Here is a 14361-nt window from a genome sequence, read left to right on the forward strand (position 1 = left end):
GGCCCCGGACTTGGCCCACGCGGCGGGGCGCCGGGGCGCCTCGGCGCTGCGGGTCGGAACGGGGAGAGGGCGAGGAAGAGGCTCGCGCCGCTCGGGCCGGTGGGTCATTCCCCGGCGAGCCGCAGCCGCACCTGTCCGGTCTCCCGGTCGAGGGCGACGGTGCGGTAGAAGCAGGCGCGGCGGCCCGTGTGGCAGCAGCCGCCATCGCCGCCGACCGCGACGGTGATCAGCACGGCGTCCTGATCGCAATCGGTGCGCATCTCCAGGACGCGCTGGGTCTGGCCGCTCGTGGCCCCCTTGCGCCACAACTCGCCGCGGGAGCGCGACCAGTACCACGCCTCGCCGGTCTCGACCGTCCGCGCCAGGGACTCGGCGTTCATGTGCGCGACCATCAGCACCCGCCCGTCGCCGGCATCGACCGTGACGCAGGTCACGAGGCCGTCCCGGTCGAAGCGGGGCATGAAGAGGTCGCCCTCCTCGACCTCGGCCTTGCTGCCGGGTTCGGGGAAGACGATGCGGGACGCGGGCGACGGGGCGGTTTCGGGCATGGCGGTCAAAAAGCGTGAGGGCTTATTTGGCTCCGCCGCGGACGAGGGTCAGGAAGCGGACCTGCTCGTCGGGCGCATTCTTGAACACGCCGCGGAACTGGGTGGTGAGGGTCGAGACGCCGGCCTTCTGCACGCCGCGCATGGCCATGCACAGGTGCTCGGCCTCCAGCATCACGGCGACGCCGCGCGGCTTGAGGATGCTCTCGATCACGTCCGCGATCTGCGCCGTCATCGTCTCCTGCGTCTGCAGGCGCTTGGCGAAGGCATCGACCACGCGGGCGAGCTTCGAGAGGCCGACCACGCCCTTGGACGGGTAATAGGCGATATGCGCCAGCCCCATGAACGGCACCATGTGGTGCTCGCAATGGGAGTGGAACGGGATGTCCCGCACGAGGACGATGTCGGAATAGCCCTCGACCTCCTCGAACACCCGCTCCAGCAGCGAATCGGCATTCAAGCTGTAGCCGGAGAACAGCTGCTCGTAGGCCTTGGCCACGCGGGCGGGGGTCTCGATCAGGCCCTCGCGGGTCGGGTCGTCGCCGGCCCAGCGCAGCAGGGTGCGCACGGCGGCCTCGGCCTCCTCGCGGCTCGGACGGCCCAGGGCGAGGCCCTCGGGGACGCGGGTCGCGGAGGCCGGCTCCGGCGCGATCTCAGTCACGGCGGCGGTGCCGTCGCGAAACGGCCGATTATCGTTGCGCATGCCGTTCAGGGACTGACCATCGACACTGTAGGAAAGGGACTTGAGGGCGGCATCCATGGCATCTCCGGCCCGCGCCACACGGGTCTTCATCGTGGTGCTGTCGGGCTTGGCGTACATGCGGATCGGGCTCGGGCTCTGGTGTGGGACCCGCGCCCGTAGCTGGCGCACGGGCCGGTGCCCCGGATGGAATTGGGCGGATGAGCCCGACCTCGGCCTTGGGCGCGACCTCGGTCGACCGGCCGCCTCCTCGCGAAGCAGCGGCACATCGCCTATATCGTGCCTCCTGAGCAAACGCGCAATCCGACGCCGGCTGCGCAGGCGGTCTAGCTGCCCTTATGCTTGCTCAACTGAGGCTTTAATGCTGGACGATATATACAACCGACGCATCCTGGAACTCGCCGCCGACATCCCGAGGCTCGGCCGGCTCGACGCGCCCGATGCGAGCGCCACCGCCCATTCCCGGCTCTGCGGCTCGACCGTCACCGTCGACGTGACCCTCGGCGAGGACGGCCGGGTGACGGATTTCGCGCAGGATGTCAAAGCCTGCGCGCTGGGCCAGGCCTCCTCGTCGCTGATGGGCCGGCATGTGGTCGGCACCTCGGCGGGGGACCTGCGAGGCCTGCGCGAGGCCGTGCGGGCGATGCTGAAGGAGGGCGCCCCGCCGCCGGACGGTCCCTTCGCCGATTTCGCGGTGCTGGAACCGGTGCGGGACTTCAAGGCGCGGCACGCCTCGACGCTCCTGACCTTCGACGCGGTGGTGGATGCCCTCGACCAGATCGAGGCCAGGCGGAGGGCGGCGGCGTGAGCCTGCCGCAGCAGGCCGCGCGGCTGGCGCTGCGCACCTATCAGCTCAGCCTGTCGTCCCTGGTCGGACGCCAGTGCCGCCACTGGCCGAGCTGTTCCGCCTACGCGGACCAAGCCATCGCCACCTACGGCGTCTGGCCGGGGGCGTGGATGGGCTTCGCCCGCTTCTGCCGCTGCGGTCCGTTCGGCACCCATGGCATCGACCTCGTGCCCGGCCGCCTGCCGGAGAACGCGGCGTGGTACCGGCCCTGGTCCTACGGACGCTGGCGCGGTGTCGAGGCTCCGCCCCTGCCGGAGGGGTCGTTGCTCGTCTGCGAGGAGGTCGAGGAGCCGGCGCCCCTGCCGCCACCCACGCCTCCCGCCGAATCGCGGGCGGAGACCCCTCCGCTGGTGGACTTCCCCTTCCGCGCCCCGCCCTTCCGCTGGGAGTGACAGCCGGGCCCGTTCCACGCGTGCCCGTGAAACCTAATCTGCGGCCTCCGGTTGACCCGGAAAGAGCCCGGCGCGGCCGGGCACCTCCAGAGATCGGGATCGGGCGCCATGACGATGGGAACCGAGGGCAAGAGCCATATCGACATCTTCGACCGCGCCAGCCGGGCCGTCTGGGCCCAGCATTTCGGCGGGAGCGAGGAGCGCCTGCGCAAGGCGGTGACGATGGTGGGCACCCGCGTCACCAGCATCACCGCCTACCTGCACCGGCCCGGATCCTGAGGACGCGCCGATGGCGCGGCGCGTGGCACCGGTTCGGTAGGGCGCGATGACCTCAGAACGGAATGCAGGCGGGGATGCCCCCGGCCGGGACGTGATCACCTTCGATCAGATCCGGGAGCGCGCCTACGAATTGTGGGAGCGCAACCACCGGCCCGAAGGCCTCGAAATCGAGTTCTGGCTGATCGCCGAGCGCGAGTTGCGCGCAGAGCGGGGGCGCAGCAAGGACAAGCGGGGCGGCGGCGGGGCCTAGGACGCCCCGCCGGCCTCGGCCTCAGGCGGCCGGCTTGATGAAGCGGAACATGTTCGCCCGCGCCTCGTCGTCCATCTCGGCCTTGAAGGCGTGGCGGCCCTTCAGCGCCTCGGCGCGCTGGGCCGCCGGGCGGGCGTTGATCGTGTCGAGCAGCCGCTTGACGTTGGGCAGGCCGGCGAACGCATCCTCGCCGAGCACGAACGGCACCATCCGCGCCCAGCCCCAGGCCGCCATGTCGACGATCGAGTAGGCGTCGCCCACCATGAAGGACCGGCCTTCGAGATGCGTGTCGAGCACGTCCCAGTGGCGGCGTGCCTCGTAGACGTAGCGGTCCAGGGCGTAGGCGCCCGCGTCCTTCGGCGCGAAATGCCGGAAGTGGACGCACTGGCCGGAGAACGGCCCGATGCCGGTGGCCACGAACATCAGCCAGGACAGCATCTCGCCCCGCGCCGCGCCGTTCTGCGGCGGCAGGAACTGGCCCGTCTTCTCGGCGAGGTAGAGGAGGATGGCGTTCGAATCGAACACCGTCGTCTCCCCGTCCACGATCGCCGGCACCTTGGCGTTCGGGTTGACCGCCGCGTAGGCGGCGTCGAACTGGTCGCCCTTGCGGGTGTCCACCGGCACCGGCTCGTAGGGGAGGCCCAGCTCCTCCAGGCAGAGGGCGACCTTCATCGGATTGGGCGAGAGGTTGTAATAGAAGCGGATCACGCGCGCTCTCCGGGGCTGACGCCTATTCGGTGACGATCTTGTAGCTGCGGCCTGGCACGAGGGCCGCCCCGCGCTCCAGGCCGTTCAGGACGAGGAACCGGTCGAGGGCGCGGTCGGACACGACCATGCGCCGGGCAAGCTCCTCCGCATTGGCGCCCCCCGCCTGGACGATCTGCAGATGGGTCGGGCGCAGGGCCGCGACCTCCTCCGGCGGGACCTCGGCGAGGCTCGACACCCAGCGCTGGAAGGCGGCCTCCGGGTCGGCGCTGCCCTTGGCCGCCATGATCATCCGGTAGGTCGCGCCGCCGAGGCAGATCGCGGCGAGGCGGAACGTCCAGTCCTTGCCCCGCGACAGGGCGAAGGCGGCCGGGTTGCCGTTGACCTCCCGGCTCTCCGAGCCGGCGGGGTCGAGGCTGTCGTTCCAGGTCGCCTTGAGCATCGCGTCGAGGCCCTGGCCCTCCTTGGTCTCGATCTGGTCGAACAGGAGGCGGCGGTTGCCGTCCGCCGTGGTGCCGAGCACCGCCGAGCGGGTGTTCTCCAGGCTGAACCCCTCCGGCACCGCGAAGGCGATGCCGAGGCCGGAATGGATGAAGCGCCCGCTGCGCACCACGCCGTCGCGGGGGCTGTCGCCGTAGGCCAGCCCGTCGATGGCGGTGAGGTAGCGGCTGCGGTCGTCGGTGCCGATGCCCGGCGCGCCGATCTTGCGGGCGGCGCGGATGGCGAGGTTCACGCGCTCGGTCGTGCCGGGATGGGTGGCGAGCATGTCGGGCTCGCCCGCCGTGCCGCCGCCCTGCTTCAACTGGACGGTGCGGTTGAGCGCCGTGAGGAACCGCGCCGCCGCGAAGGGGTCGTAGCCCGCCGTCGCGAGGGTCTTCACCCCGGCGGCGTCGGCCTCCAGTTCCTGCTCGCGGGAGAAGCGGGCGAGGGCGAAGCGCGACTGGCTCTTGAGCTGCGCCCCCGTGTCGGGGTCGTTCAGCACGTCCGCCACCACCTTGCTCACCAGGGCGGAGCGCAGTTCCAGCTCGCTGCGGGCGGTGGCGTGGTTGAGGGTGACGTGAGCGATCTCATGCGCCAGCACCGCCGCGACCTCGGACGTGTCGTTGGCGAGCGCCACGAGCCCGCGCGTGACGTAGAGCCGCCCGTTCGGCAGGGCGAAGGCGTTGACGACGGGCGAATCCAGCAGGGTGACGGCGTAGCTCTGGTCCGGCCGGTCGCTCGCCTTCACGAGGCGGTCGGTGACTTCGGTCAGCAGGCGCGTGACGGCGGGGGCCTTCACCTCGCCGCCGAAGGAGGCGACGAGCTTCTGGTGGTCGGCATCGGTCGCGCGCTCGCGGCCCGTCACCTTGGGCGCCCCGGCCGGCACGCGCACGGCGGTGGGCGTGCTCACGGAACCGGTCTGGTCCGCCACGCAGGCGCCCAGAGCCAGGGCGGCGAGGCCGAGACAGGCCGCCCGCCGGAAACCGACCAACCCCCGCATCACGTCCATCGCGCTCAGCGCCGCATCCCAGAATCGTCCTGCCCGTGCAGCACCTCGATCGCATCGGGCGTCGCGGCCGCGATGACGGGGCCGCGCCCGATCTCGATGACGCCACGGACCCGCACGCGTGTGCCGTGCAGCGAGTCGGCAGTCAAACCATGGGCGGCCATCGTTCGCCAAGTGCGTTTCGTTACCGTGACGGTCAAGCCGTCGCCGCCCCGAGGGACGAAGTCGAGATAGGTGCGCGTGCCGCGCTCGCCGACATGGCGGACGATGCCCTCGATCACGGCGAAGCGCCCGGCCAACCGCCGGAGGGCGGGGCCGTCCTGCGCATCGGGGGAGGCTTCGCGCCACAGGCCGAGCCGGCGCCGCCGGGCGGCCTCCTCCACAAGGCGGAGGGCGGGGCGGCAGAGGGCGTCCGCCTCGCCGGGATCGACGGCGGCGAGGCCCGCCGCCACGAGGTCTCCGGCGAGGTCGGCGTCGTCGTCGAGGGCTTCGGCGCCGACGCGCTCCCGGCCCCAGCGGTTCGGCAGGCCGCGCGGCGTCACGAGGATGCGCTGCCCGGCCCTGGCCGAGAGCCTTTCGCACGCCGATTCGTCGTCCTCCGGCCAGCGGAGGGAATCGAGCACGGCCCGTCCGCCCGAGGCGAATCGCAATTCGCCCCGGGGGCCGAGTCCCGCCAGGGTCTCGGTCCGGGCCGGGGCCGCCCGGCAATCGGGGTGGGCGACGGGCTCGGCGGGGGCGGAACACGGCCACACCAGGAGCGTGAGAAGCGCCGAGTGACGCCGCACACCCATGGTTCCCGGCCTCCGACGGTGTTGGCCGCGCCCCACGGAGATGCTAAGGACGCGCGGTTGTCTCCGTAGCTCAGCTGGACAGAGCACAGGTTTCCTAGAGGTTCAAATTGGGCGTCGCGCTGGGAAACCGCGCGACGGATCCGCTCAAAGTCGGGGAAAGCTTCCGGCCCGGTGCCTCGGCACCACGGCCCTGCCGATCCCGAGCCAAGCCCGCCCCGGCGGGAAGGTGTAGAGACTAGACGGGCGGCACCTACAGGCCGAAAGGCCCAGGGTGAAGGGATAGTCCAGACCACGAACGCCTTGGGCCGACGGCCGGGCGGCGGCGAAAGCCGAGGTGGTATGAAACCTGGGGTCGCAGGTTCGAGCCCTGCCGGGGACACCATCATCCTCTAAGGCCTTGATTGGCCTGAAACTCCGACGATATCAGTACCTTAGCAGCCGCCGGTCCTACATCCGGTGATGCAAACGCTATGGCTCTGATGTCGTATTTCATCCGCGACCGCCACAGCACCTACTACTTCCGACGGCCGATCCCGGTGGCGCTGCGGCCCTTCATGCTGGTCCCGTGGACGGGCAAGACGGCTTGGATCAAGAGCCTTAGGACGAAGGTCCCGGCAGTCGCCAAAAAGGCTGGCGCGGCTGCCCTGAGGGACAGTCTCGCTGACTTCGAGGCGGCCGAACGGGCGCAACGTGGTGAGACCCCTGTGGCCCAAGCGCATCGGTTTGGCGCCATGCCTGCGGCGGAGGAGATTACCTCTGACTTCCTCGCCACCTTGCTCGCAGCGGATGAGGCCGAGCGGCTTGATGGTGATTCGCGGCGCCACCTTCAGACCGCAGCGGAGCGGGCTCAGTGGGCTGCTCTGGAGAAGGTCCAACACGGTCGCCGGGGGATGGGCCGGGACCATGCCCACGTCTACCGTCTTGAGCTAGAGGAACTGCACGCGGAGTACCGCGAGGCGCTGTCCCGGTTTGACCCCTCGATAGTGGACGCTGAGTGCCGGGCCTACCTCCGCGCTAAAAACACACCGATAGACCCTGAGTCCGAAGCCTTTCATGAGGCCGGTCTTGCGATCCTTCGGCCCCACACTGAGCCGCCACGGAGAAGTCGGAACGTCGCACCATACGGATGGTTGGCCTTCAAACAGGGAGGCTACGACATGAAGACCATCACGCTCGCCATTGCCGCCACGCTGGCGCTGGGTACCGCCGCCTACGCCGCGGAAGGCACCACCGCGACAGGTTCCGGGGAGACCCGCTCGGGCACCATGAACAGCACCGGGGCCAAGGACGCGGGCTCGGGGTCAACTCCAGGTGCTGCCGGGAGCGGGCCGTCAACGGGCAGCATGAGCCGTTCGGGTACGCAGAACAGCACGGGTGCCAAGGACGCGGGCTCGGGCTCGACACCGGGTGCCGCTGGCGGCGCAGGTAGCGGGCGGTAGGTTGCTTAAGGTCGGGCCCGCAGGACTGGGCCCGGCCGAATGCTTGCAAGCGGAACGAGACGACGGGTGCTACGGGGGAAATCCAACTCCCGCCTGTCTCGGGTGACGCCTCACGTGCGTGACCCCTCGGGGCGGAACTAAGCAGGGACAGGGCGACAAGGCGGAGGGCGGATGCAGCGCTACTTCTTTCACACTCACATTGGTGATGAAGTGATTGTGGACCCCGATGGCCGCGAGTTGGCGAACGCCGATGAAGCCTGGGAGGCCGCCAAAGTGCTGGCGCTGCAATTGCTCCAGGGCGCCGACAGCGATCCCGATCTGATGAGTGCGGTATTGTTTGTGTCTGATGACGCAGCGGAGCTTGTGCTGGAGTTCCCTCTAACGGAGGCTTTGACGGCAGAGCTAATTCCTGAGGCTGAGGAGGGCGGCAACACGCTGCATTGAAGCTCGATTGAGCGCTTTCGTCGCCTGATCCCCGGAGAAATGTAATGCAGCTCAGCCAACATCTCGCTCTGCCGAGATGCCCGCACTGCAAACGTGCTAATCCGACGCTCGCTATGCGATGGCCCCCTACCATCACCGAACGAGCTGATGGCGGCAAACAAGAACTCTGGGCGGGATATAGCTGCACAACGTGTGGTTCAGTCGTTTTGGCTCGGGCAAGACCGGAGGCTTACGGGAGCATTCACGAAAGCGATATCATCAGTCTCTACCCATCTACGCGATCTGTTCACGAAGACATTCCCCCGATAGCAAGAAAATTTCTGCAACAGGCGGTGGATACTCTTCACGCTCCCGATGCTTCAGCGGTCATGGCAGGAAGTGCTGTCGATGCTATGCTGAAAGAGCTTAGCTATACCGAGGGCTCGGTCTACAAGCGCATCGAATCCGCAGTTGCAGACCATAAGCTTACGGAGGGCATGGGTGAGTGGGCCCATTCGGTTCGCCTAGGATCAAATCGCCCGCGACATGCAGACTCGGAAAATCCGCATGTCTCTCCGAAGGAAGCCGAACAGGCAGTCGAGTTCGCTTTGGCCCTAGGGGATTTTCTGTTCGTTCTAAAGGCTAAGATCGATAGGGGGATCGCGAGGGCGAAAGCCTGAACCATTCGTTTGAAGCGAATTTCATATTGACTACCAACAAGCCACTCCTACTTATTACGCGGACTTGGCGTTGGCAAGATACTGTTATCGTTGGTTGATTAGTGTTCGGCACGCCCCCCTGCCGGGGACACCATTCTTCTTTCCACCCCACCGCCGCACCATGCCGCGTGGCATCCCCCCTCAGGCGGACTTCCGTCCGCCTGAATCTTGAATACAATCGCCCGCAGAAGAGAGCCCGGACGAGGCTCGACGGGGGGAATTCGTGGCGGCAGGGACGGCTGAGACACCCCGCGCGGCGGCGCGGAAGGATGCCGGGCTGGCCCGGCGGCTCGCGGAACGGCTCAAGGGCGAGGCGCGCTTCGACGCCTTCACCCGGGGGCGCTACGCCACCGACGCCTCGATCTACCAGATCACCCCCGCCGGCGTGGTCCTGCCGCGCTCCGGCGACGACATCGCCGCGACCCTGCAGATCGCCGCCGAGCACGGCGTGCCCGTCATCATGCGGGGCGGCGGCACCTCGCAGAACGGCCAGCCCATCGGCACCGGCCTCGTCGTGGATTGCTCGCGCCACTTCAACGGCGTGCTCGATTACGATGCGGAGGCCGGCACGATCACCGTCGAGCCGGGGGTGGTGCTGGAACGGCTGAACGCAAGGCTGAAGGCGGATGGGTGGTTCTTCCCCGTCGAGCCCTCCACGGCGACCCGCTGCACCATCGGCGGCATGGCCGGCAACAATTCCTGCGGCGCCCGCTCCCTCCGCTACGGCACGATGCGCGACAACGTGCTGGCGATCCGCGCCCTGCTGCCGGACGGCGAGCCCTTCGCCTTCTCCCTTACTGGCAACGACGCCTCGGGCGTCGCCGGATCGGCGCGGGCGGAAGACCTCGCGGTGCGGATGCTGCGCCTCGCCCACGACCACCGGGACGAGATCGAGGCGCGCTACCCGAAGGTGCAGCGCCGGGTCGGCGGCTACAACCTCGATGCGCTGGTGATGGACCGGCCGAACCTCGCCCACCTGCTCGTCGGGTCCGAGGGGACGCTGGCCGCCACCACGGCGGTGACGCTGAAGCTCTCGCGCCTACCGACGCACCGGGTGATGGGCGTCTGCCATTTCCCCTCGTTCCGCGCGGCGATGGAGACGACCCGGCACATCGTCGCCCTCGACCCGGTGGCGGTGGAACTCGTGGACAACAACGTCCTCGTGCTCGGCGCCGACATCCCGCTGTTCCGCACGACGCTGGCCGACATCACCCGCGGCAAGCCGAACTGCCTGCTGCTGGCCGAATTCGCGGGGGACGACCTCGCGGCCCTGAAGCGCGACCTCAAGCGCCTCGAGTCCTGCATGGCCGACCACGGCTTCCCGAACGCGGTGGTCGAGGTGATCGAGCCCGCCCGGCAGAAGCCGGTCTGGGAGGTGCGGGAAGCCTGCCTCAACATCATGATGTCGATGAAGGGCGACGCGAAGCCGGTGTCCTTCATCGAGGATTGCGCCGTCCCCCTCGAACACCTCGCCGACTACACCGACGCCGTGACCGAAGTGTTCACCAAGCACGGCACGCGGGGCACGTGGTACGCCCACGCCTCGGTGGGCTGCCTGCATGTGCGCCCGATCCTCGACATGAAGCTCGGGGGCGACGTCGCGAAGATGCGTGCCATCGCCGAGGAGACCTCGGAACTGGTCCGCCGCTACAAGGGCTCGTATTCCGGCGAGCACGGCGACGGCATCTCCCGCTCGGAATTCGTGGAGCCGCTGTTCGGCGCGACGCTGGCCCGCGCCTTCGAGACGGTGAAGGACGGGTTCGACCCGGAGAACCACCTCAACCCCGGCAAGATCGTCCGCCCCCTGCGGATGGACGACCGCAGCCTGTTCCGCTTCAAGCCCGATTACGCGGTGACGGCGCCCGCCCGGACGGCCCTCGACTGGGCGGACTGGGGCGGCTTCGGCGGCGCCGTGGAGATGTGCAACAACAACGGCACCTGCCGGAAGCTCGCGGGCGGGGCGATGTGCCCCTCCTACCGGGTGACGAAGGAGGAGCAGCACCTCACGCGCGGCCGGGCGAACTCCCTGCGGCTGGCCATCTCCGGCCAGCTCGGGACCGACGCCTTCACCAGCCCCGAGATGAAGCGGACGATGGACCTCTGCGTGTCGTGCAAGGCCTGCCGGCGCGAATGCCCGACCGGCGTCGACATGGCCAAGATGAAGGTCGAGTTCCTGCACCATTACCACGCCAAGCACGGCCTGCCCCTGAAGGACCGGCTGATCGGGCTGATGCCGCATTATGCGGGCGTGGCCGCGCGGCTCGCGCCGCTCCTCAACCTGCGGGACCGGCATCCGGCCCTGGCGGCGGTGTCGGAGCGGGTCACGGGCTTCTCGGCGCGGCGCACCCTGCCGCAATGGCGGCGGCCGTGGAAGGAGATCGGCGAGCCCGCCCACCCCTCCGACATCACGGGCGACTTCCGCGACGTGATCCTGTTCGGCGACACGTTCAACCGCGCCTTCGAGCGGGAGAACCTGGAAGCCGCCGAGCGGGTGCTCGCGGCGGCGGGCTACCGGCTGCACCGGGTGTTTCCGGCCAAGGGCCGCCGGCCCCTGTGCTGCGGCCGGACCTGGCTCGCCTCGGGCCAGACCGACCGGGCGCGGGCGGAGGCACGGCGCACCCTTGACGCGTTGCTGCCTTATGTCCGCGCCGGGGCGCGGGTGGTCGGGCTGGAACCATCCTGCCTGCTCACCTTCCGCGACGAGTTCCTGGCCCTGCTACCGGGCGAGGAGGCGCAGGCGCTCGCCCAGCAATCCCTGCTGATCGAGGAATTGCTGATGCGCGACCTTTCGGCGGGGCGGATCAGCCTGCCCTTCGTCCATCAGGGCGGCCGATTGGCGCATCTGCACGGGCATTGCCACCAGAAGTCGTTCGGCGTGATGGGCCCCGTGGAGACGCTGCTGCGCTCCGTGCCTGGTCTCGATGTCCGGGTGATCGAGTCGAGCTGTTGCGGCATGGCCGGGGCGTTCGGCTACGGCAAGGACACGGTGGACGTGTCCTTCGCCATGGCGGAGCTGTCCCTGTTCCCGGCCCTGCGGCAGGCGGGGCCCGAGGATCTCGTGGTCGCGGACGGCACGTCGTGCCGTCACCAGATCCACGACGGCCTGGGAATCCAGGCCAAGCATGTGATCCGCGTGCTCGACCAAGCTTTGACGCCTCGACACTGAATACAGGTGCACCTACACATATTGTTCCAGTGGCTCGGTCGTGCGCGACCGGGCGGGTTCTGTGTGTGCGCATGAACAAGATCGAATCCGGCTTCGGCATCAGCCGCCGCTACCTCCATGACGAGGTGGCGGACCGTATGCGCGAGTTGATCCAGTCCGGCGAGATGGAGCCGAAGGAACGGATCAACGAGAGCGAGTTGACAGAGCGGTTCGGCATCTCGCGCACCCCCCTGCGCGAGGCGATCAAGATCCTCGCCACCGAGGGCCTGCTCGAATTGCTGCCGAACCGGGGTGCCCGCGTCGCGAGCATCACCGAAGCCGAACTGGAGGACATGATCGAGGTCATCGCGGGCCTGGAGGCGACGGCCGGCGACCTCGCCTGCCGCACCATCACCGACGAAGAGATCGATGCGATCCAGGTCGATCACGACGCGATGGTCAGCGCCTTCAAGGCGGGGGACGAGGCCGGCTACTTCGCCCATAACCGCCTGATCCACGAGGCGATCATGGCGGCGGCGCGCAACGCGACGCTGACAAGCATCTATCTCAGCCTGTCGGGCCGGGTGCAGCGCTCGCGCTACCGCGCCCACCAGACGCAGGACCAGTGGCAGCAGGCCATGTCGGAGCACGAGCAGATGATCGTGCACCTGCGCGTCCGCGACGGCGCCGCCCTCGGGAGCCTGCTGCGGGAGCATATCCGCGGCAAGAAGCGGGTGATCGCGGCGAATTACGTCGACCTCGGTGCGGCCTAGGCCGCGTCCGGCGCCCTCAAGCCCGCCACGAGGTCGGCGAAGCGGTCGCCCTGCACGAGGACGTGGCTGCGCAGGCGGTCCGCCGCGAGGGCGTCGTCGCCGACGAGGATGGCCTCCACGATGGCCCGGTGCTCCGCGAGGGATTGCGGCAGCCTCTGGCGCACGCGCAGTTGCAGCCGGCGGTAGGGGGCGAGGCGGCGGTGCAGGGTCAGGGCCTGCTCCGCCAGGAAGGCGTTGCGGCTCGCCCGGTAGATGAGGCCGTGGAACACGTAGTTCTCGGCGTAATACGCCTCGCAATCGTCGGAGGCCGCCGCGCAGGCCGCGAGCGCCGCCTCCAGCGCCTCCCTGTCCGAGGCGGCGAGGCGCCGCGCCGCCAGCCGCCCGCAGGCCGCCTCGATCTCGGCCATGGTCTCGAACATCGCCACGAGGTTGTGAGGCTCCGGTGAGCTGACGATCGTGCCGCGCCGGGGCTTCGTCTCCACGAGGCCGCTCACCGCCAGTTGCAGCAGCGCCTCGCGAATCGGCGTGCGCGACACGCCGAACCGGGCCGCGAGCTGCACCTCGTCCAGGCGCGCCCCCAGGGCCAGCCGCCCCTCGACGATCTCGTCCTCGATCGTCTGCCGGAGATCCTGAGCGCGGCTCATCCTCCCCCTCCCGTCCTGGCGTCCGGGTTCGTTGATGCCCCGAATTGCGCAACCATTATGCGAGGGCGTTGACAAAATATACAAGAGGCCTTCTTCTGCATATCAGAATGGTATCGATGAATACCGCAGCGCACACAATATTCGCCGCCATTGTGCGGCGCGGGAGGTGCCCATGACGCCCACACGACGCCATTTCGTCGCCGCGACCCTTGCCGCCCCGGCGCTCCTGCGCTTCGGGTTGAGCGGGGCGAAGGCGGCCACCACGCTCAAGCTGTCGCACCAGTTCCCCGGCGGGACGATCGACGAGGGCGATTTCCGCGACCGGATGTGCCGGATGTTCGCCAAGCAGGTCGGCGAGAAGACCAAGGGCGCGCTGGACGTGCAGGTCTATCCCGGCTCGTCGCTGATGAAGACGAACGCCCAGTTCGGCGCCATGCGGAAGGGCGCCCTCGACATGTCGCTCTACCCGGCGCCCTATGCCGGCGGCGAGGTGCCCGAGATGAACATCGGGCTGATGCCGGCCCTCGTGACCTCCTACGATCAGGCCATCGCCTGGAAGAGCGCCCCCGTGGGGCGCAAGCTCACCGAGATCCTGGCCGCGAAGGGCATCGTGCTGGTCTCGTGGGTGTGGCAGGCGGGCGGCGTCGCGAGCCGCGAACGCCCGCTGGTCGGCCCCGCCGACGCCAAGGGCATGAAGGTGCGCGGCGGCTCCCGCGAGATGGACATGATGATGAAGGAGGCGGGCGCGGCCACCCTCTCCATCCCGTCGAACGAATCCTACGCCGCCATGCAGACCGGCGCCTGCGACGCGGTCATCACCTCCTCCACCAGCTTAATCTCCTTCCGCCTGGAGGAATTGTCGAAGGCGCTCACCTCCGGCCGCCAGCATTCCTACTGGTTCATGCTGGAGCCGATCATGATGTCGAAGATCGTGTTCGACGGCCTGCCCAAGGACCAGCAGGACGCGATCATGGCGACCGGCGCCGAACTCGAGAGCTTCGGCCAGGCCGGCGCCAAGGCGGACGACACCCGCGTCGAGGAGCTGTTCGCCAAGGCGGGCGCGAAGGTCGATCAGATCGACGAGGCGACGCTCGGCAAGTGGCGCGACATCGCCCGCGCGACGGCCTGGAAGGACTATGCCGGGAAGAACGCAAGCTGCGCCGAGCTCCTGAAGCTCGCGGAGCAGGTGGCCTAGCCGGAACTGTCACCGACCGGCCGCGCGG

The 14361-nt window shown here is 69.0% G+C and carries 15 protein-coding genes and 1 pseudogene; 10 read left to right on the top strand and 6 right to left on the bottom strand.

The genetic code is table 11. The features are described 5' to 3' along the window. Positions 1 to 104: 104 nt before the first annotated feature. Complete coding sequence (gene hisI / locus ACXJ1Y_RS19435; protein WP_463847743.1) at positions 105 to 548, bottom strand: phosphoribosyl-AMP cyclohydrolase; 444 nt, start codon at positions 546 to 548, stop codon at positions 105 to 107. A 22-nt stretch (positions 549 to 570) separates the two neighbouring features. Next, positions 571 to 1248, bottom strand: coding sequence for a GTP cyclohydrolase I FolE (folE, locus tag ACXJ1Y_RS19440; RefSeq protein WP_495885047.1), 678 nt, complete (start codon positions 1246 to 1248; stop codon positions 571 to 573). A gap of 358 nt (positions 1249 to 1606) precedes the next feature. Here folE and ACXJ1Y_RS19445 point away from each other — a divergent pair, with 358 nt between their 5' ends. The 4 genes and pseudogenes from ACXJ1Y_RS19445 to ACXJ1Y_RS19460 all read left to right on the top strand — a co-directional run bounded on the left by ACXJ1Y_RS19445 (position 1607) and on the right by ACXJ1Y_RS19460 (position 3013). After that, positions 1607 to 2053 carry an iron-sulfur cluster assembly scaffold protein gene (locus tag ACXJ1Y_RS19445; RefSeq protein WP_463847745.1) on the top strand — a complete coding sequence of 149 codons (447 nt, stop codon included), beginning with the start codon at positions 1607 to 1609 and terminating at the stop codon, positions 2051 to 2053. Continuing rightward, positions 2050 to 2349: pseudogene (gene yidD, locus ACXJ1Y_RS19450) on the top strand (membrane protein insertion efficiency factor YidD); the annotation flags it as partial. The gene ACXJ1Y_RS19445 and the pseudogene yidD, both read left to right, overlap by 4 nt. A gap of 243 nt (positions 2350 to 2592) precedes the next feature. Beyond that, on the top strand, positions 2593 to 2763 hold the full coding sequence (locus ACXJ1Y_RS19455) for a DUF3606 domain-containing protein (protein ID WP_463847746.1): 171 nt from the start codon (positions 2593 to 2595) through the stop codon (positions 2761 to 2763). Between the two features lie 91 nt (positions 2764 to 2854). Beyond that, positions 2855 to 3013 (top strand): DUF2934 domain-containing protein, encoded by a 159-nt coding sequence (locus tag ACXJ1Y_RS19460; RefSeq protein ID WP_463847747.1) that lies wholly within the window; start codon positions 2855 to 2857, stop codon positions 3011 to 3013. A gap of 21 nt (positions 3014 to 3034) precedes the next feature. Here ACXJ1Y_RS19460 and ACXJ1Y_RS19465 read toward each other — a convergent pair whose 3' ends face one another. From ACXJ1Y_RS19465 to ACXJ1Y_RS19475, 3 genes are read right to left on the bottom strand one after another with little or no spacing between them, the layout of a single operon-like run. Further along, entirely contained in the window at positions 3035 to 3721 is a 687-nt protein-coding gene (locus ACXJ1Y_RS19465) for a glutathione S-transferase family protein (RefSeq protein WP_463847748.1), read from the bottom strand. Between the two features lie 22 nt (positions 3722 to 3743). Then, complete coding sequence (locus tag ACXJ1Y_RS19470) at positions 3744 to 5198, bottom strand: M48 family metalloprotease (protein WP_463847749.1); 1455 nt, start codon at positions 5196 to 5198, stop codon at positions 3744 to 3746. Between the two features lie 14 nt (positions 5199 to 5212). Next, positions 5213 to 5995: a pentapeptide repeat-containing protein gene (locus tag ACXJ1Y_RS19475; RefSeq protein ID WP_463847750.1), complete on the bottom strand. Its 783-nt coding sequence runs from the start codon at positions 5993 to 5995 to the stop codon at positions 5213 to 5215. A 479-nt stretch (positions 5996 to 6474) separates the two neighbouring features. Here ACXJ1Y_RS19475 and ACXJ1Y_RS19480 point away from each other — a divergent pair, with 479 nt between their 5' ends. The 5 genes from ACXJ1Y_RS19480 to ACXJ1Y_RS19500 all read left to right on the top strand — a co-directional run bounded on the left by ACXJ1Y_RS19480 (position 6475) and on the right by ACXJ1Y_RS19500 (position 12494). After that, entirely contained in the window at positions 6475 to 7434 is a 960-nt protein-coding gene (locus ACXJ1Y_RS19480; protein ID WP_463847751.1) for a DUF6538 domain-containing protein, read from the top strand. 171 nt (positions 7435 to 7605) lie between these two features. Then, positions 7606 to 7878, top strand: coding sequence for a DUF6894 family protein (locus ACXJ1Y_RS19485; protein ID WP_463847752.1), 273 nt, complete (start codon positions 7606 to 7608; stop codon positions 7876 to 7878). Between the two features lie 113 nt (positions 7879 to 7991). Further along, on the top strand, positions 7992 to 8537 hold the full coding sequence (locus tag ACXJ1Y_RS19490) for a DUF4145 domain-containing protein (RefSeq protein WP_463850179.1): 546 nt from the start codon (positions 7992 to 7994) through the stop codon (positions 8535 to 8537). 262 nt (positions 8538 to 8799) lie between these two features. Next, positions 8800 to 11742, top strand: coding sequence for an FAD-binding and (Fe-S)-binding domain-containing protein (locus ACXJ1Y_RS19495; protein ID WP_463847753.1), 2943 nt, complete (start codon positions 8800 to 8802; stop codon positions 11740 to 11742). A 71-nt stretch (positions 11743 to 11813) separates the two neighbouring features. Further along, positions 11814 to 12494 carry a GntR family transcriptional regulator gene (locus ACXJ1Y_RS19500; RefSeq protein WP_463847754.1) on the top strand — a complete coding sequence of 227 codons (681 nt, stop codon included), beginning with the start codon at positions 11814 to 11816 and terminating at the stop codon, positions 12492 to 12494. On the opposite strand, the gene ACXJ1Y_RS19505 is transcribed toward ACXJ1Y_RS19500, so the two are convergent. Next, positions 12491 to 13138, bottom strand: coding sequence for a GntR family transcriptional regulator (locus tag ACXJ1Y_RS19505; RefSeq protein WP_463847755.1), 648 nt, complete (start codon positions 13136 to 13138; stop codon positions 12491 to 12493). The two genes, ACXJ1Y_RS19500 and ACXJ1Y_RS19505, sit on opposite strands and share 4 nt — an antisense overlap. 172 nt (positions 13139 to 13310) lie before the next feature. Here ACXJ1Y_RS19505 and dctP point away from each other — a divergent pair, with 172 nt between their 5' ends. After that, positions 13311 to 14333 (top strand): TRAP transporter substrate-binding protein DctP, encoded by a 1023-nt coding sequence (gene dctP / locus ACXJ1Y_RS19510; protein WP_463847756.1) that lies wholly within the window; start codon positions 13311 to 13313, stop codon positions 14331 to 14333. Positions 14334 to 14361 lie beyond the last annotated feature (28 nt).

It is taken from the genome of Methylobacterium sp. TK26, from assembly GCF_055361565.1.